Origin of the sequence: uncultured Tessaracoccus sp., assembly GCF_947255005.1 — a bacterium.
In the GTDB taxonomy this organism is placed as follows: domain Bacteria; phylum Actinomycetota; class Actinomycetes; order Propionibacteriales; family Propionibacteriaceae; genus Arachnia.
Window position 1 is genome coordinate 99673 of the sequence record NZ_CAMYFI010000001.1, and the last position, 18000, is coordinate 117672.

Annotated in this window: 17 protein-coding genes; 14 read left to right on the forward strand and 3 right to left on the reverse strand. The window is 65.2% G+C overall.

Annotation, left to right across the window (positions count from 1 at the left end; translation table 11 throughout):
• Positions 1-20: 20 nt before the first annotated feature.
• Entirely contained in the window at positions 21-1676 is a 1656-nt protein-coding gene (locus tag Q0X61_RS00455) for a TM0106 family RecB-like putative nuclease (protein WP_297739164.1), read from the reverse strand.
• Positions 1673-2389 (reverse strand): demethylmenaquinone methyltransferase, encoded by a 717-nt coding sequence (locus tag Q0X61_RS00460; protein ID WP_297739166.1) that lies wholly within the window; start codon positions 2387-2389, stop codon positions 1673-1675. Before Q0X61_RS00460 ends, Q0X61_RS00455 begins: the two co-directional genes overlap by 4 nt.
• Positions 2390-2426: 37 nt before the next feature.
• Here Q0X61_RS00460 and Q0X61_RS00465 point away from each other — a divergent pair, with 37 nt between their 5' ends.
• Positions 2427-3077, forward strand: a complete 651-nt coding sequence (locus tag Q0X61_RS00465; RefSeq protein ID WP_297739169.1) for an ABC transporter ATP-binding protein — start codon at positions 2427-2429, stop codon at positions 3075-3077.
• Complete coding sequence (locus tag Q0X61_RS00470; RefSeq protein ID WP_297739172.1) at positions 3074-4699, forward strand: DUF6297 family protein; 1626 nt, start codon at positions 3074-3076, stop codon at positions 4697-4699. The genes Q0X61_RS00465 and Q0X61_RS00470 overlap by 4 nt, the downstream gene beginning before the upstream one ends.
• Before the next feature lie 6 nt (positions 4700-4705).
• Here Q0X61_RS00470 and Q0X61_RS00475 read toward each other — a convergent pair whose 3' ends face one another.
• Positions 4706-5950, reverse strand: a complete 1245-nt coding sequence (locus Q0X61_RS00475; RefSeq protein WP_297739174.1) for an isochorismate synthase MenF — start codon at positions 5948-5950, stop codon at positions 4706-4708.
• Positions 5951-6255: 305 nt separating this feature from the next.
• Here Q0X61_RS00475 and Q0X61_RS00480 point away from each other — a divergent pair, with 305 nt between their 5' ends.
• From Q0X61_RS00480 to nuoK, 12 genes are read left to right on the forward strand one after another with little or no spacing between them, the layout of a single operon-like run.
• Entirely contained in the window at positions 6256-7524 is a 1269-nt protein-coding gene (locus Q0X61_RS00480; RefSeq protein WP_297739176.1) for a geranylgeranyl reductase family protein, read from the forward strand.
• A 28-nt stretch (positions 7525-7552) separates the two neighbouring features.
• Positions 7553-7912, forward strand: coding sequence for an NADH-quinone oxidoreductase subunit A (locus tag Q0X61_RS00485; RefSeq protein WP_108870274.1), 360 nt, complete (start codon positions 7553-7555; stop codon positions 7910-7912).
• A 21-nt stretch (positions 7913-7933) separates the two neighbouring features.
• Entirely contained in the window at positions 7934-8488 is a 555-nt protein-coding gene (locus tag Q0X61_RS00490) for an NADH-quinone oxidoreductase subunit B (RefSeq protein WP_297739182.1), read from the forward strand.
• The gene (locus Q0X61_RS00495) at positions 8485-9174 is read left to right on the forward strand and encodes an NADH-quinone oxidoreductase subunit C (protein WP_297739185.1); all 690 of its coding nucleotides are present in this window, start codon (positions 8485-8487) and stop codon (positions 9172-9174) included. The genes Q0X61_RS00490 and Q0X61_RS00495 overlap by 4 nt, the downstream gene beginning before the upstream one ends.
• Positions 9171-10505: an NADH-quinone oxidoreductase subunit D gene (locus Q0X61_RS00500; protein WP_297739188.1), complete on the forward strand. Its 1335-nt coding sequence runs from the start codon at positions 9171-9173 to the stop codon at positions 10503-10505. Before Q0X61_RS00495 ends, Q0X61_RS00500 begins: the two co-directional genes overlap by 4 nt.
• Positions 10502-11248, forward strand: coding sequence for an NADH-quinone oxidoreductase subunit NuoE (nuoE, locus tag Q0X61_RS00505; protein ID WP_297739190.1), 747 nt, complete (start codon positions 10502-10504; stop codon positions 11246-11248). The genes Q0X61_RS00500 and nuoE overlap by 4 nt, the downstream gene beginning before the upstream one ends.
• On the forward strand, positions 11245-12558 hold the full coding sequence (gene nuoF, locus Q0X61_RS00510) for an NADH-quinone oxidoreductase subunit NuoF (protein WP_297739193.1): 1314 nt from the start codon (positions 11245-11247) through the stop codon (positions 12556-12558). Before nuoE ends, nuoF begins: the two co-directional genes overlap by 4 nt.
• Positions 12555-14945, forward strand: coding sequence for an NADH-quinone oxidoreductase subunit G (locus Q0X61_RS00515; protein ID WP_297739196.1), 2391 nt, complete (start codon positions 12555-12557; stop codon positions 14943-14945). Before nuoF ends, Q0X61_RS00515 begins: the two co-directional genes overlap by 4 nt.
• Positions 14942-16276 (forward strand): NADH-quinone oxidoreductase subunit NuoH, encoded by a 1335-nt coding sequence (gene nuoH / locus Q0X61_RS00520; protein WP_297739199.1) that lies wholly within the window; start codon positions 14942-14944, stop codon positions 16274-16276. Before Q0X61_RS00515 ends, nuoH begins: the two co-directional genes overlap by 4 nt.
• On the forward strand, positions 16276-16830 hold the full coding sequence (gene nuoI / locus Q0X61_RS00525) for an NADH-quinone oxidoreductase subunit NuoI (protein ID WP_297739202.1): 555 nt from the start codon (positions 16276-16278) through the stop codon (positions 16828-16830). The genes nuoH and nuoI overlap by 1 nt, the downstream gene beginning before the upstream one ends.
• A complete protein-coding gene (locus Q0X61_RS00530) occupies positions 16827-17642 on the forward strand; it encodes an NADH-quinone oxidoreductase subunit J (RefSeq protein ID WP_297739204.1) in 816 nt (271 codons plus the stop codon). The genes nuoI and Q0X61_RS00530 overlap by 4 nt, the downstream gene beginning before the upstream one ends.
• On the forward strand, positions 17639-17938 hold the full coding sequence (nuoK, locus tag Q0X61_RS00535) for an NADH-quinone oxidoreductase subunit NuoK (protein ID WP_108870253.1): 300 nt from the start codon (positions 17639-17641) through the stop codon (positions 17936-17938). Before Q0X61_RS00530 ends, nuoK begins: the two co-directional genes overlap by 4 nt.
• The last annotated feature ends 62 nt before the right edge of the window (positions 17939-18000 follow it).

Here is an 18000-nt window from a genome sequence, read left to right on the forward strand (position 1 = left end):
CTAGCCGGAGACGCCACGCGCTAGCAGCCGGGCGACCCCTCGTCGGCATCCAAGCGCGCGAGCCAGCGGCGCAACTGCAGCGTGGCGCGCACGTCGTCCTCGTTGTACTCCAGCACCCGCACCCGCGAGGCGTCGTCGTGCTCGTCGACGGCGTTCGCGAACCACGTTTGCGACTGCAGACCGCCCGGCTCCTCGTCGCGCCATGCAAAGCCCGCCCCTCGTGTGGCGACCACTTTCAGTCCCAGCCCGTCGACGCCGACGAAATTGTCTTTCACATAGGGATAGAGGTCGACGAAGTGGTCGCCCGCGAGCGCCAGCGCCGCCTTGAGCGCCGGATGGTCGGTGCATTCGGCGAGGCGCCGAATGTGCACCACCTCGTAGTCGGAGTAGTGGTACACGCGCATGCCGGGATGGCGTTTCGCCATGTGCATCAGCCACTGGCAAAACTCCACCGCGAGCGTGAGCTCGGCGTCGGCGTCGAGATGCTCGAACCGCACGAACGGCACGTACTCGGGCTCGTCGCTCACGCCACTCACCAGGCAACCCCACAGGTACACCGACCCGTCGCCCGCCGTCTCGATGTCAAAATCGATCTCCACCTCGGCGCGTGGCACGCCGATCGGGTCGACGCTCACCCGCTCCAGCGCCACGCCGCGTGCCATCATCTGCGCCCGACGATGCGCCTGCCGCAGGCGGGCTTCCGAGCGGTCGCGGTGCTGGGTCAGCGGCAGATACCGCGGCAAGACCTCCTCGATATCGGCCTCCGCGAGCTGCGCGACCGTCTTGATCCCGAGCCCCAGCAGGGTCTGCAGCTCCCGCACATCCAGCGGCGCCTTGGCGATGCGCAGTGAGAGATCGTCGTCGTCCATCTTGGTGCGACAGTGCTCCCACCAGGCGCAATACTCACACTCCTTCACCCGGATGGGACGCACCAGCGGCTCGGGATCGTTACCGCCGGTGCGGGTGCTGGCAGCCTCCGCGACGTGCAGGCGAAAACCGTGCTCATGGTCGTAGCGCTCCAGCGGGCTGCGTAACTTGTAGCCACTCGTGCGCGAGAACGTGCGGATGAACTTGCGCTCTAGATCAACCCACACGATCACCGGCTCGGTGTCGTCGCCAGCATCACCGACGACGCCTACTCGCCGCGCATCGCTGGCCCAGCCAGCGGCATCGAGGGTGCGCCACGCGTGTGCAAGTTCCAGCAGCGCGCCTTCGCGATGCGTGCGGTAGCGACGGTCCGCGAGCACAGCGCGAAATGTGGGGGAGTGCAGCGACGAAACCTCCAGATCCCGTGCTCGCAGTTGCTTCTCGACGATGCGGTACGGCTTAGTGGTCAGCGGCCAGTAGCGTGGCTCGCTCGCCTCGGTGTCGCGGACGAGCGCGTCGGGGGAGCCGCGACGGTGGCCCTCCTCGTCGTGGGGGAGCCGGGGGCCGACGATCACCGTCGCGCCCGATTCGACCGCGGCCCGCGTCGCCTCAACCCCTGGGCGCTCCCGCAGATCCACCGCGTCAGGGGCCGTTGCCAACACGTCGAGCACGGACGTGCGGAAATCCGCGCCGCCTTGGAACGCTTCGTGCAGCGCCTCATCGAGCACGGGTGCTTGCTGCGTGGGATCGAACGCGTTGAACGTCTTCACAGGGCAAGAACGCGCGGCGTAGGGATCGAGCAGGATCACGGGCGGCGCCCTCGGTGCAGCGCGACGATGCCACCGGTGAGATTGCGCCACTCGACGCTTGTCCAGCCCGCCTGTGTCATGAGCTCGGCCAACGCGCCCTGATCCGGCCAATCCATGATGGAATCCGCCAGGTAACTGTAGGCAACGGGATTGGGCGAGATCTTCGCCAACGGGGGCAACGCACGCAGCAGGTAGTCCTTGTACACACGCCGAAACGCCGGCTTGGTGGGGGTGGAGAACTCATTGACGACGATGCGCCCGCCGCGGCGGGTCACCCGCAGCATCTCCTGCAACGCCTCGAGGGTGTGCTCGACGTTGCGCAGGCCGTAGCTGATGGTGACGGCGTCAAAGGTCTCGTCGGAGAAGGGCAGCTGGAGCGCGTCAGCGTTGATGAACGAGAGCGTCGGGTACTGCCTGCGCCCCTGGTTCAGCATCCCGAACGACAGATCGGTGGGCACCACCGTCGCGCCCGACTCGGCCAGCGCCTGCGACGACGTGCCGGTGCCGGCCGCCAGGTCGAGAATCAACTGGCGTGGCTGGGGCTCGACGGCCTTGATGGTCTCGCGCCGCCATCCGCGGTCTTGCCCAAGCGAGAGTACATCGTTCAGGAGGTCATAGCGAGGGGCGATGTTGTCGAACATGCTGGCCACATCGTCGCGACGTTTGTCGAGCGTGGCGCGGATCCCCTCGCGCGGCTGCCGTTGAGCATTCATTGTTCCAGAGTAGCCCCACTTTGACACGCCTGAGACAATGGCGGGCGTGGCTAAGAAAGACGTGGTGTTGAAGGCCGAGGGGCTCAAGAAAGCGTACGGTCCGGTGACGATCGTGGAAGGGTTCAACCTCCAGGTGCGCGAAGGTGAGGCCGTCGCGCTCGTCGGGCGCAACGGCGCCGGAAAATCGACGGTGTTGCGTTGCCTAGTGGGTGCGGATCGTCCCGACGAGGGCACGGTCACCATCTGCGGCAACCGCATGTCGGAGACGAACCCGCAGATCCGCCGCGACCTCGCCACCGTCATTGACGACCTCGACTTCTTCCCCGACCTCGCCGTCGTGGAACACCTCGACCTACTCGCCCGCGCCCACGGCATCGACCATCCCGACGACCTCGTCGACGATGTGCTGGAAGAAGTGCAGCTCGTGCAGCAGGCGGGTCAGCTGCCGGCCACACTCTCGTCGGGACAGCGCCGACGCTTGGCGCTGGCTACGGCATTCGTGCGCCCCAGGCGCGTGCTCGTGCTCGACGAGCCGGAGCAGAGGCTTGACGTCGAGGGCGTCGAGTGGCTAGGCAGACGGCTGAAGGAAGACATGCGCGACGGGTTGGCCGTCGTGCTCGCGAGCCACGAGCCATCCCTCGTGGAGGCCATTGGGGCCCGCGAAGTACTGCTGGGAGAACAGCGTTGAGCGCAGATGCATTGAACGCCCGCTTCGAGCCCATCGGAGTCCCAGACGAGCGCGCCATCAAACAGCTGATGGGGGATTGGCGCAACGGTCGCGCCGACCGCACGTTCTGGGCCGCGGTGGCTGACTCCTACGTGATGGTCTTCTCCGTCGTCGTGCTCGGCGCGATGATCGGATCTGCCATTCTCGACGCGCAGCGCTCCGCGTCGAGCTGTGATTCCGCCGGATGTCTCGCCGGTCGCGGGCTGTTGCCTTGGGCGGCCGCGGCCGGAATCCTCGCGCTTACCTTGGTGTTCAGCCGCATGTTCGGGCCGGTGCTGGCGAGCTCGGCCGAGGGGTTCTGGCTCATGGATTCGCCCATGGATCGTCGGCGCCTGTTGCGCGGGCGATTCGTCGTCGCCATTATCCTCTCGGGGGCGATCAGCGCCGTGGTGGCCGCGCTGGTGTCCGCGCTGAGTGGGCAGACACTGACGAATGTCGGCATCTGGTCGCTGTCGGCGGGCCTCGGTGCTGCCGGGCTCACTGCCTTCGCAGGCCTGGAACAGACCTACGAGCGACGGTGGCTCGTCGTTGCTGTGCAATGGTTCCTTGGGCTCTCAGCCGCAGCGGCCCTGGGTGCCCTCGTCGCTGCCGCGGCGGGGTGGATCGACGTGCCGCCCAGCGTGTCGTCGGATCTGGCGCTCGTCGTGGGTGGCGTCGGCCTCGTGCTGCTCATCGCGTGTGGGGCAAGCGGTTTCCTTCGGCTGCGCAACATCCGGCGTCAGCGGCTCACGTCGGGCGGGTCGCTGTTGAGTGGTTTGCAGGGTGCCGCGTTCGCCTTGGAGTTCGCGCTGATCCGCGACATCCTCGTCGAGAACAAGTGCAAGGAGAAGGGGCAGGTGCGTCCTACCCGCGGCTCCGGATCTGGCACGCTCGCACTGGTGCTGCGTGACGTCCAGCGCCTTGTGCGTAACCCGCTGAATTTGGTGGTGCTGCTCATCACCATCGTCGTGCCCTACGCGGTGCTCGCCCTCGGATTGCAGGCGCTCAACGTCGCGATCTCCGGCATCGTGCTCATGGCCGCGTTAATCCCGTTCATGAACTCCCTGCGCGTGGTCTCGAGAACCAAGGGGCTCGCACGCGCTTTTCCGTTCGCGCCGGCCCAGCTGCGCCGCTCCCTCATGGTGGTGCCTGGCATCCTCGCGTTGGTGTGGGCTGCGGGCGCGCTGCCGGCCTTCGCCGGAGTGACGGCTGACAAGCAGTTCTCCTTGGCCGATGGCATCACTCCGACGCTCGTCGCCGCCGTCGCGGGCTTCCTCGGCGCAGTGCGCTGGGTATCCGCAAAACCAGCGAACTACAACGGCCCGCTGGTTGCTACCGGCACCGGCGCTATGCCGCCGGGGCTGATGTTCTCGATGATCCGCGGCTTCGACATGATCGCGCTGGTCACGTTCCCGCTGCTCTTCGGCTTGCCTGCCTGGGTGTCGATGGTGATCGCCGCCATCGCGTTCTTCTTCCTGAGCTCTGGCCTGGACCAGGAGGGGCTCATGGAGCAGTCGAAGGAGCAGCAGCGGCTCCTCGAGGAGGAGAAGGCGAAGGCGCGCGGCTCGAAGGAGAAAATTCGAGTGCAGCGCGGCAAGCGCTAGCGGGCTTCACTCCAGGCCGAAGGCTTGCAGCATCGGCAGGAACTTCGCCCGGGTTTCTTCAAGCTCCAAGCTCGGGTCTGAGTCGGCGACGATGCCCGCGCCGGCGAAGATGCGGATCTCGTTAGGCGCTTCGGGGCGCACGTGGCCGCCTCGGAGCGCGATGGCCCATTCCCCGTCGCCGTGCATGTCGACCCACCCGACGGGGCCCGCGTAGCGCCCGCGGTCCATGGGTTCCAGATCGGCGATCATGTCGCGGGCGAGGTGCGTGGGCGTGCCGCACACGGCGGCCGAGGGGTGCAGTGCGGCGGCCAGGCGCAAGGAGCTCGATCCTTCCTCAACCACGCCGGTGATGTCGGTGGAGAGATGCAGCACGTTAGGCAACGGGAGTACCGACGGGGTCTCGGGCACGTTCATGGCCTTGCAGAACGACCGGAGCGCTTCGGCGACGGAGTCGACGGCGAACGCGTGCTCGCCCAGGTCTTTCTCGCTGCGTGCCAGCTGCATTGCTTTGGCCAGCGGGTCGGTGTGGTCTGGATCGACGGAAACTGTGCCTGCGAGTACCCGCGAGGTGGCAAGCCCGTCGGATACTCGCACCAGGAGTTCCGGGGTGGCGCCGATCATGCCGTCGACGAGGTACGTCCAGGTCATCGGGTAGCGTTCAGCCAGGCGTGCCAGGAGGGCCCGAAGGTCGATCGTCTCGGCAGATTTCGCGATGAGGTCTCGTGCGAGCACCACCTTGTGCACGTCGCCGCGGCGGATGTGCTCCACGCACTGCGCGACGATCTGGGCCCAAGCATCTTGGGTGATGGTGCCCGTATCGAGCGTGAGTTTGGGGAAATGCAGCGGCTCGCCAGGTTCGGGCAATGACATCTCGCGATGGTCGCCCAATTTCGTGAGCCAGGCGTGCTCGCCGCGCCTGGCGAGGATCACCCGCGGCACGGTCAGCACAGAACGGTAGGCGGAACGATCGGGGTCGAACGCGAACGAACCGAAGGCGAGTGGGCCGACACCGCTTACTCCAGGAAGCTCAGAATCGTGGTCGATCTGGGAAGCAATCTCGCCCCACCACACGTCAGCGGTGTCGATGTAGTCGGTCTCAAACCGGGCCACCTCCCCGATGCCGATGTATCCTTCGCCCCTGCGTAAGAACGCGGCAGCAGGTTCCGATGCTGGAAGAAAGCGTTCCAGCGGCCCCGGGTCGTCAATAGCAACCGTGGTTGCCCGCATCCGGGCGGTCCCAAAATCCAGCATCACCCGACTGAGCATAGCGAGGTTGGTTGGGTTGCTCGACTGGACGTACTGCTAAGCGGGGTCCGCGATAGGCCGATCGACGTTGTTTTCCCTAGTGAGAATCCAATACGGCGGACGCCGGGGTAGCCTGTCACCCTCCCCGTTGGCGCCCGCCGCACGCGCTCCTGGCCCTGGAAAGAGGGCAACATTTCGCAAGCCCGCCATCACCTAATTTGCGACGGTGTGGCCGGCTGGCACCAATCGTCGGGCGGGCCTAGACTGACCCGGGAATGACCAATGCTGGATAGATGTTTGAGGTGGCAGGAATGACTCAACCCGCTTGCGAAGCGGACGTCATCGTCGTCGGTGCCGGTCCCGCCGGGTCCACCGCTGCCACGTACCTGGCTCGCCACGGTTTGCAGGTAACGCTCCTCGAAAAGTCGCAGTTCCCCCGCGACAAGGTCTGCGGCGACGGGCTCACGCCTCGGGCCACGAGGGCGCTCATTCGCCTAGGCGTGGACGTGTCAGAAAGTAACGGCTGGCTCCACAACCACGGCCTGAGGGTGTACGCCGGCCGAAAAGATCCGTACCTCTTCCCCTGGCCTGAGTTGCATGACTTCCCGAGCTTCGGGCTGACCCGCCCACGCGCCGACTTCGATGACATGCTTGCCAAGATCGCGGTGGCCAGCGGCGCCAATCTCGTCGAGGGTGCGAACGTGTCTGCGCCCATCTTGGACGAGCGCACCGGGCGCATCGCCGGCGTGCGCACCAAGGCGGGCGACGAGTACCGGGCGCCGCTCGTCGTCGCAGCCGACGGCAACTCGGCGCGGCTGGCCATTGCGATGGGCATCAATAAACGTGAAGATCGCCCGATGGGCGTTGCCGTGCGCACTTACTACAAGAGCCCGCTGCACGACGACGACCACCTCGAGAGCTGGCTCGAACTCTGGGACGGCGAGCCCGGCAACTCCAACCTGCTCCCCGGCTACGGTTGGGTGTTCCCCATGGGTGACGGCACGGTCAACGTCGGCCTCGGCGTCACCAGCACCTCGAAGGGGTTCGGCAACACCGACTACCGCGCAATGCTGAAACGCTGGCTCGACAACACTCCCGATGAGTGGGGATACCGCGACGAGAACCAGGTGGGCAAGGTGCAGGGCGCCGCACTGCCGATGGCGTTCAACCGTCAGCCGCATTACGGGCGAGGGCTGCTCCTCGTCGGAGACTCTGGCGGCATGGTGAGCCCCTTCAACGGCGAGGGCATCGCGTACGCGATGGAGGCCGCCGAGTGGGCCGCCGACGCCTGTGCCGACGCGTTCGCGCGCGGTATTGGTACGTCTGGCGCGGAGCGCGCACTGCAGGGTTACCCCATCAAACTCAGGGCGGAGCTGGGCGGCTACTACCGACTCGGTACCATCTTTGCCAAGCTCATTGGCAACCCGACGATCATGCGCTTGTGCACGAAGTACGGTCTTCCCCGGAAGCACCTTATGCACCTCGTCATGAAACTACTCGCAGACCTGCGTGACGCCCACGACGGCGACTGGGCTGATCACATCATCAATGTGCTCTCGAAGGCGGCGCCGTCGGCATGAGCAACAACAATCGAGTGAAGGAGTCCGCATGAACCCCTACATCCCCATCGTGGGAATGATGGTGTTGGCCACGGGTTTCGTGGTGGTATCCATGCTGCTCAGCGCAGTGGTAGGCCCGAAGCGCTACAACCGCTCCAAGCATGACGCGTTCGAGTGTGGTATCCAGCCCACTCCGCAGCCTGCTGGTGGCGGCCGCTTTCCGGTGCAGTACTACATCACGGCCATGTTGTTCATCGTGTTCGACATCGAGGTGGTCTTCCTGTATCCCTTCGCGGTGTCGCGCAACCAAATGGACTTCTTCGTCGTCATCCAGATGGTGATCTTCATCGCGCTGGTGTTCGTCGCATTCTTCTACGTCCTGCGCCGCAAGGGCCTGGACTGGGACTGATCAGATAAAGGAAGTTGTGCAATGGGTCTCGAAGACAAGATTCCGGCAGGCGTCCTGCTGACGTCGGTGGAAGCCATCGCAGGGTGGATGCGTAAGACGTCGTGGTGGCCTGCGACGATGGGCCTTGCCTGCTGCGCCATCGAGATGATGGCCTTCGGTACGCCGAGGTTCGATGCCGGCCGTTGGGGGCAGGAAGTGTTTCGCTCGCCGCGCCAGTCTGACCTCCTGATCATCTCTGGTCGCGTGAGTCAGAAGATGGCCCCGGTGCTGCGCCAGATTTACGATCAAATGCCCAACCCCAAGTGGGTCATCTCCATGGGTGCTTGCGCCAGTTCTGGTGGCATGTTCAACAACTACGCCGTCATCCAGGGCGCCGACCACTTCCTCCCCGTGGATATGTACATCCCCGGTTGCCCGCCCCGCCCCGACCAGCTGATCGACGGCATCTTCAAACTGCGTGAAGAGGTGTGGCACAACACGAAGATGGGCGCCCACCGTGCGGCGGAGATTGAAGAACTCGAGCAGGCCGCGCTGGCTGCGCCTGCCAAGGTGGAGCAGAAGGGACTCATGCGATGAGCGAGGAGCACATCCCGAAGCGCGCGCAAGAGCCCGCGCAGGGCGCGCCCGTGTTCGAAACGAAACAGGGCATGTGGTCGCGTGGCTCGGGCGATACGTCGGGCTTCGGCGGCATGGTGCGAGAAATCTCCATGCCGGGCGTCCCCACGCCGCCGTTCGGCGATGTGGACGCCGACGAGATCTACCGTCGTGCCGTCGACGCGCTGCCCGAGGCGGAGAGCTTCCCAATGCTCTACCACAACGGCGAACTCACCATCTACGTCCCGCGTGAGCAGCTCGCCCAGGTGGCCCGAACCTTCCGCGACGACCCGTGGCTGCGCTTCGAGGTCATCATGAGCGTCTCGGGTGTGCACTACCCCCAGCAGACCGGCGCAGAACTGCACGCCGTCTACCACCTGCTCAGCTACACGCACAACCGTCGCGTCCGGCTCGAAGTGAGCTGCCCCGACGGCGACCCCCACATCCCCTCGGTGTGCGCCACCTACCCGATGGCCGACTACGACGAGCGTGAGACGTGGGACATGTTTGGCATCGTCTTCGACGGCCATCCCGGCCTCACGCGCATCCTGATGCCGGACGATTGGGAAGGCCACCCGCAGCGCAAGGACTACCCGCTGGGCGGCATCGACGTCGAGTACAAGGGCGCCAAGGTTCCGGCGCCAGACACGCGAAGGAGCTACTCGTGAGCCAGGACGTTTACGCGGCCCCCGGCGAGAAGCCAGCCGATCACGCCTACTTCCCCCAGGGTGGCGACTGGGAAGAGATTGTCGCAGAACAGGCCGAGCGCAGCGACGAGACCATCGTCATCAACATGGGCCCCTCGCACCCGTCCACCCACGGTGTGTTGCGCCTCCTGCTCGAGATGGAAGGTGAGACCGTCACCTCCATCCGCCCCGGCATCGGCTTCCTGCACACGGGCATCGAGAAGAACGCCGAGTTCAAGACGTGGACCCAGGCCGTCACGTACATGACGCGCATGGACTACGTCGCACCGCTGTTCAACGAAGCCGTGTACTGCATGGCGGTTGAGAAGCTTCTCGACATCACCGACGACATCCCCGAGCGCGCGCAAGTGATTCGAGTGCTCGTGATGGAGCTGTGTCGCATCGCCTCGCACCTGGTTGCCATCGGCACCGGGGGCATGGAGATCGGCTCGACGACGGTCATGTCCATCGGGTTCCGTGAGCGTGAGGTGATCCTCGACTTCTTCGAAGCGCTCACCGGGTTGCGCATGAACCACGCGTTTATCCGCCCCGGCGGTGTCGCCAACGACCTCCCAGAGGGCGGGCTCGACCACCTTCGCAGCGTCATCGACTGGCTGCACAAGCACCTACCCGAGTACGCGGGCTTCTGCAACGAGAACCCCATCTTCATCGGACGCATGAAGGATATCGCCCGCATTGATCTCACCGGGGCGATGATGCTCGGCGTCACAGGGCCGCGTTTGCGCGCCACCGGCTACGAGTGGGACCTGCGCAAGAAGCAGCCCTACTGCGGCTACGAAACCTACGATTTCGACGTTGTCACCTGGACGGGCGACGACTCCTACGGCGCCTTCCGGGTACGTCTCGACGAAACCTGGCAGTCGCTTAAGATCGTCGAGCAGTGCCTCGAGCGTCTGGAGAAGACGCAGGGCCAGCCTGTGATGGTGGAAGATAAGAAGATTGCTTGGCCTGCACAGCTCAGCATCGGAGCCGACGGTCAGGGTAACTCGAACGAGCACATCAAGCACATCATGACGGGCTCGATGGAAGCGCTCATTCACCACTTCAAGATCGTCACCGAGGGTTTCAAGGTGCCCGCCGGTCAGGCGTATATGGCTGTCGAATCTCCCAAGGGCGAGCTCGGCTGTCACGTCGTGTCTGACGGCGGCCCGAAACCCTACCGCGTGCACATGCGCGACCCCGGATTTCACCACCTGCAATCCATCCCCTACATGTGCGAGGGCGGCATGATGTCCGATGTCGTCGTCGCCCTGGCAAGCATCGACCCAGTTCTTGGAGGTGTTGACCGATGAGTGGTGAGTTCAAGACGCACTTCGCGGATTCGGGCACGATTGACTACTCCGACACGTCAACGAACATCGACGATGTCACCATGCACGAGCTGCAAGAGATCGCCGACCGCTACCCCGAGCCGCGCTCGGCCTTGCTACCGATGCTGCACCTGGTGCAGTCGGTCGACGGACGCATCAGTCCCCGCGGCGTCGAAGCGTGCGCAGAGGTGCTCGGCATCTCCGCCGCGCAGGTGTCGGGCGTGGCCACCTTCTACACGATGTACAAGCGCCGGCCGGCCGGTAAGCATCACCTCGGCGTGTGCACCACTTCGCTGTGCGCGGTGATGGGCGGCGACATCCTGCTCGAACAGGTGAAAGACACCCTCGGCATTGACGAGGGTCAGACCACCGAAGACGGCCAGATTTCCCTAGAACGCCTGGAGTGCAACGCGGCATGCGATTACGCGCCGGTCATGATGGTCAACTGGGAGTTCTTCGACAACATGGACCCGGAGAAGACCAAGGAGTTGCTCGACGCACTGAGCAACGACAAGCCCATCTGCTCCTCACGCGGCGCGGCCATCACCTGTTGGAAGGATGCCGAGCGCGTGCTTGCCGGATTCTCTGACGGACGCGCCGACGAAGGCCCTTCAGCCGGGCCAGCGTCGCTGCGCGGCGTCGAGATCGCTCGGGAACGCGGCTGGACCGCTCCCGACCCGAACAATCTGCCTGAGCCGCCCGCAGCTGAGGAGGACGCGAAGTGACCGACACGCTGACCCCGGTACTGTCCGCCCACTGGGGCGAGAAGCAGTCGTGGAAGCTTGCCCAGTACAAGAAGACGGGCGGCTACCAGGCAGCTCGCAAGGCGCTGGGCATGCAGCCCGCCGACATCATCACCTTGGTGAAGGACGCCGGTCTGCGCGGCCGTGGCGGTGCTGGCTTCCCCACAGGCATGAAGTGGAGCTTCGTTCCGCAGGACAACCCGAACCCGAAGTACCTCGTCGTCAACGCTGACGAGTCGGAACCCGGCACCTGCAAGGACATGCCGCTGCTGATGGCCTCCCCGCACACCTTGGTCGAGGGCATCATCATTTCCTGCTTCGCCTTCAACTCGCACCAGGCCTTCATCTACTGCCGCGGCGAGGTGGTGCACATCATCCGCCGCCTGCAAGCCGCCGTACAGGAAGCGTACGACGCGGGCTACCTCGGCGAGAACATCTTCGGTAGCGGCTACGACCTGGACATCATCGTTCACGCCGGAGCCGGAGCCTACATCTGCGGCGAGGAAACTGCGCTGCTGGATTCGCTCGAAGGCAGACGCGGCCAGCCGCGACTTCGCCCGCCGTTCCCTGCCGTCGCGGGCCTGTACGCGTCGCCAACGGTGGTGAACAACGTCGAGTCCATCGCGTCGGTGCCTTCCATCATCACCAACGGCAAGGAATGGTTCCAGGCGATGGGCACCGAGAAGTCGAAGGGCTTCACGCTGTACTCCGTGTCTGGGCACGTCACCAACCCGGGCCAGTACGAGGCACCCATGGGTATCACCATGCGGAAACTCATCGAACTGTCCGGCGGCATCCGTCACGGCCACAAGCTGAAGTTCTTCACCCCCGGCGGTTCTTCTACGCCCATCCTCACCCACGAGCACCTCGACATTCCACTTGACTACGAGGGTATGGCGGGCGCCGGCTCTATGCTGGGAACCAAGGCGCTGCAGGTGTTCGACGACACCGTCTCGATCGTGCGCACCACGCTGCGTTTCGTCGAGTTCTACAAGCACGAAAGCTGCGGCAAATGCACCCCGTGCCGTGAAGGCACCTGGTGGCTGGTGCAGCTGCTGATGGCCTTCGAACGCGGCGAAGCCCAGGAAGGTGACGTCGACAAGCTGCTCGACATTTGCGCGAACATCGGCGGCCGTTCGTTCTGCGCCCTCGCCGACGGTGCCGTGGCAGCCGTGAACAGCGCCGTCAAGCACTTCCGCGAAGAGTTCGAGCAGGGGTACCACACGCCCGCCTGGGAACTCTTCCCCTACGAGAAGAGCGCCATCTTCGCCAAGGAAGGAGCCACGCGATGAGCGTCGACGCCAAGAGCGCAGGCCAGGTTGTGCCGTCGGAGGAACTCACCACGTGCACTATCGACGGTGTGTCCGTCAGCGTGCCGAAGGGCACCCTCATCATCCGTGCGGCGGAGAGCGTCGGCACGAACATCCCTCGCTTCTGTGATCACCCGCTGCTCGACCCCGCCGGCGCCTGCCGCCAGTGCCTCGTCGAGATTCCAGACGCCGGCAACGGGCGCGGCTTCCCGAAGCCCCAGCCCGCCTGCACCATGCCGGTGGCTGAGGGCATGGTGGTGAAGACGCAGGTCACCTCTGCGGTGGCGAAGAAGGCGCAGCAGGGGCAGATGGAGTTCCTGCTCATCAACCACCCGCTCGACTGCCCCATCTGTGACAAGGGCGGTGAATGCCCCCTGCAGAACCAGTCGCTGAGTCACGGCACGGGGGAGTCGCGCTACGGCCTGCCGAAACGCACTTACCCGAAGCCCATCAATCTCTCCGCACAGATCCTGCTGGACCGCGAACGCTGCATTCTCTGCCAGCGCTGCACCCGCTTCGCAGATCAGATTGCAGGCGACCCGCTCATCCACCTCTCAGAGCGCGGCGCGGTCAGCCAGATCGCCATCGACGACACCAAGCCGTTCGATTCATACTTCTCTGGCAACGTCGTCCAGATCTGCCCGGTCGGCGCGCTCACCTCGGCGGCGTACCGCTTCCAGGCTCGCCCGTTCGACCTCGTCTCCACGACGAGCACCTGCGAGCACTGCGCGGCCGGATGTGAGTTGCGCGTTGACCATCGCCACCACCAGGTGAAGCGCCGCCTCGCCGGGGACAATCCGCAGATCAACGAGGAGTGGAGCTGCGACAAGGGCCGCTTCGGCTTCGTCTACGCCCGCGAAGATCGCCTCACCAACCCGCTCGTGCGTGACAACGGCGTGCTGCGTCCCGCCTCATGGCCGGAAGCCATCGACGCTGCGGTGGCGGGCCTCAAGCAGGCTGGCGGTGCCGTTGGCGTGCAAACTGGTGGACGCCTCAGCGTCGAAAACGCGCTTGGCTACTCGCGCTTCGCGCGCGCCGTGCTGGGCACGAATAACATCGATTTCCGCTCCCGCCCGTCCTCCGACGAGGAAGCCATCTTCCTGGCGGCCCGCGTTGCGGGACGCACCCAGGTCGGCTGGTCCGACGTGGAACAGGCGAGCACCGTGATCCTCGTCACGTTCGAGCCCGAAGACGAGATGCCCATCGCCTTCCTGCGCTTGCGCAAGGCGGTACGCAAACACAACCTCAAGGTGCAGGTGATTGCGCCGTTCGCGTCGTTAGGCTCCGAGAAGCTATCCGCGACGCTGATCCCGACGGCGCCTGGCGACGAAGTCGCAGCCCTGGAAGCGCTGGAGAATCTCGACGACAGCACCATCATCATGGTGGGGGAGCGGGCGGCCACCGTGCCCGGCGTGCTGAGCGCCGCCACCCGAATCGCCGACGCAACCGGTGCCCACTTGGCGTGGATGCCGCGGCGCGCAGGCGACCGAGGTGCCCTCGATGCGGGCTGCCTGCCTGGCCTGCTGCCGGGCGGTAGGCAGGTCTCCGACGCCGGTGCTCGCGTCGATGTCGCTGCCGCCTGGGGCGTCGACTCGCTGCCGGACACCGAGGGGCTCAACGCGCAGCAGCAGTTCGACGCTGTGCAGCAGGGCACGCTGAAGGCCCTCATCATGGCTGGCGTCGAGGCCGGCGACATGGCTGATCCGGCCGCCGCGCTGGCCGCGCTGGAGGCTGCGGAGTTCGTCGTGAGTATCGAGCAGCGCCCCTCCGAAGTGACGGAGCGCGCCGACGTCGTGTTCCCCGCCGCGCTGGTGGAGGAGCAAACAGGCCACTTCCTGAACTGGGAAGGCCGCGAGCTGCCCATCGGGTTGGTGACTTCGACGGCGCACTCGCCGATGACCGACCTGCGCATCCTCGCCGCACTTTCGGACGCCTTGGGCTCCGACTTAGGCGTTCGCACGCCTGCAGCCGCCTGGGCGAGCTTCCAGGAGCTGCAGGACTGGGAAGGCGCTCGCGCCTCCGCCCCGCAGTGCGCCGCCGCCGCGAAAGCCGACGGCGTCCTGCTCGCCGGCTGGCGTGAGCTGCTCGACGCCTCGCGCGGCAACGACCACGAGGTCGCACTGCGCAAGACCGCCCGTCCTGCCGTCGCACGCGTCTCCGCTGCCACAGCTGAGCGCCTCGGTCTCGCCACCCACGCCCGCATCGAATGCGACGGGCGCGAGCAGGTGCTGCCCGTCGAGGTGGTGCGCGGCATGGTTGACGACGTCGTCTGGGCGCCGCTGAATCCGGGTGGTAGCCGACTCGCGGCGCTGCCCGGCACACCCGTGACGGTGACCGCCGTCACGATCAACGAGGGAGCAATGGCATGAATCCCGTCTTCTTCCACGACCCATTCTGGTTGACCGTGGTCAAGATCCTGCTGCTGTTCGTAGTGCTGCTGGTCTGGACCATTTTCAACGTGTGGTACGAGCGGCGCCTGCTGGGCAAGATGCAGAACCGCATCGGCCCAGTGATGAACGGCCCGTTCGGTTTGGGGCAGGCGCTCGGCGATGGCGCCAAGCTGATTTTCAAGGAAGACTACCGTCCGGCAAACACCGACGCGTTCATCTTCAACCTCGCACCGATCCTCGCAGGCTTTGCCTGTTTCACCGGCTGGGCCGTGATTCCCTTCGCCGGTGAGGTCACGATGTTCGGCGTCGAGACGAGGCTCCAGCTCACCGACCTTCCGGTGGCGGCGCTGTTCGTCATGGCGATCGCATCCATCGGTATCTACGGCGTCGTGCTCGCGGGTTGGGCGTCGTCGAACTCCTACTCGTTCCTCGGTTCGATCCGCTCGGCAGCGCAGATGATCTCCTATGAACTCGCGATGGGTCTGGCGATCGTCGGTGTGCTGATGCGCTCCGGTTCGATGTCCACGTGGGAGATCGTCGAGGCGCAGAACCAGCCGATTCCCTTCGCGATTCCGTTCACGAACCAGCTGTTCATGGACGGCAACCACCACATCACCGGCTGGTACTTCTTCCTGCTGTTCCCATGCTTCGTGGTGTACGTGATCTCGATGGTGGGCGAAACCAACCGCGCACCGTTCGACCTGCCCGAGTGTGAGTCGGAGCTGGTGTCGGGCTTCATGACCGACTACTCCGGCTTCCGCTACGCGATGTTCTTCCTCGCGGAGTACATCAACATGCTGACGGTGTCGGCGATGTGCGTCACGCTCTTCCTGGGCGGTTACCTCATGCCGTGGCCGCTGAACCTGATCCCGGGCCTCGCTGATCCGGGCTGGTGGGGCGTGCTCTCGTTCGTCATCAAGGTACAGCTCGTGTTCAGCTTCTTCATGTGGCTCCGCGGCGCAACCTGGCGTTTCCGCTACGACCAGTTCATGAACCTCGGCTGGAAGTACCTCATCGAGATTGTGCTGGTCTACCTCGTGCTCGTGATGCTGTTCCCGCAGGCCTCCGCGCTCACCGGCGTGCTGGTCGCCATCGGCGGGTTCTGGCTCCTCGCTTCGAAGCGTCGCGATGATCTCGAGCCCACGCCCGAACCCGAACCGGAGCACCCCGAGGTATTCGATCCGTTCGCGGGCGGCTATCCGGTGCCGCCGCGCAAGGGCCAGGTGCTGCCTGAGCTGGCGGGTGTCGTCGCCGGGGCCACCGACGACGAGGACGACGCAGACACCGAGACGACTGGGAAGGACGCCTGATGGGATTCACCGATGAGTGGGCCGGATTTGGCATCACGTTCAAGACGATCTTCCGCAAAACCTTCACCCAGGACTACCCGCACAAGGATCCTGAGAAGGTGCTGCAGCCGCGCTTCCACGGCCGCCACCAGCTGAACCGCTGGCCCGACGGGCTCGAGAAATGCGTCGGTTGTGAACTCTGCGCCTGGGCGTGCCCGGCAGACGCCATCTACGTCGAGGGCGCAGATAACACCGAGGACGAGCGGTTCTCGCCCGGCGAGCGCTACGGGCACGTCTACCAGATCAACTACCTGCGCTGCATCTTCTGCGGCCTGTGCATCGAGGCGTGTCCCACCCGGGCGCTCACCATGACGAACACCTGGAAGCTCGCCGACAATACTCGAGAGAGCCTCATCTACGAGAAGCACCAGCTGCTCGCACCGCTGCTGCCCGGTATGGAAGAGCCGCCGCACCCGCGTCGGCTCGGCGACGATGAGGACGACTACTACGCCGGACTCCCCGCCACCGGAGAGCTGGATACCCGCAGCGCCACCACCCAAGGAGCGGTTGAATGACGACCTTCATTCCCTTGGCCACGGCATCGGATGTGGCCTTCTGGATCGCAGCGCCGATCATGGTGGCCTGCGCACTGGGATTCATTGTCTCCCGCAAGCCGGTGCACTCTGCAGTGTGCATGGCCGGCGTCATGATCGGCCTGGCAGTGCTCTACGGCGCGCTGGACGCTCCCTTCCTGTTCGTCGCGCAGATCATCGTCTACACCGGCGCCATTTTGATGCTGTTCGTGTTCGTCGTGATGATCATCGGCGTGCACAGCACTGATTCGCTGGTGGAAACCATCAAGGGCCACCGCGCCGCATCGATCGTTGCCTCCCTCGGCTTCGGCATCCTTATCATCGCGGTGGTTGGGCAGCTGGCAACCTTCGGGGAACCCGCAGGGTTGGCAGCCGCGAACGGGGCCGGCAACGTTGAGGGCCTCGCTAAGCTCGTCTTCCACGACTACGTGATCGTGTTCGAGCTCGCCGCCGCGCTGCTCATCATCGCACCGATGGGTGCACTCGTCTTGACCCACGGCGACGAACTCAAGAAGAAGGTCAGCCAGTGGGGCTCCGCCAAGGAGCGCACCAAGGCCTACGCCGAAGAAGGCGCCCACCCCGGCCCGCGGCCCAGCTCCGGTGTGTACGCGCGCCACAACTCGATTGCCTCCCCGGCGCTGCTGCCTGACGGCTCCGTTGCTGAGACATCGCTGTCGCAGACGCTGCTCGACCGCGGCATCGCCGTCGATGTTGACCAGCTGCGTGCGCCCACCGACGAGGTCCGCAAAGCCATCGAATCCGCTCGAGCCGACATCGAAGGAGGCCAGGCATGACCACCGCATCACTGCTCGTGCTTTCCGCGATCTTGTTCACGGTCGGGGTGGCAGGGTTCCTGCTGCGCCGCAACGCGATCATCGCGTTCATGTCGATCGAGCTCATGCTGAACGCAGCGAACCTCGCGTTCGTCGCGTTTGCCCGCCAGCACGGCGGCCTCGAAGGGCAGATGGCGGCCTTCTTCGTGATGGTCGTCGCCGCTGCTGAGGTTGTCGTTGGCCTCGCCATCATCGTTGCCGTCTATAGGACGCGTCGCTCGGCATCCGTCGATGACGCGAACCTCATGAAGTTCTGAGAGGCGTAACCGTGATTCTTCTCGAAACCCTGGAAGCGAACGTGGCCGTTGGCCTCTTTGCG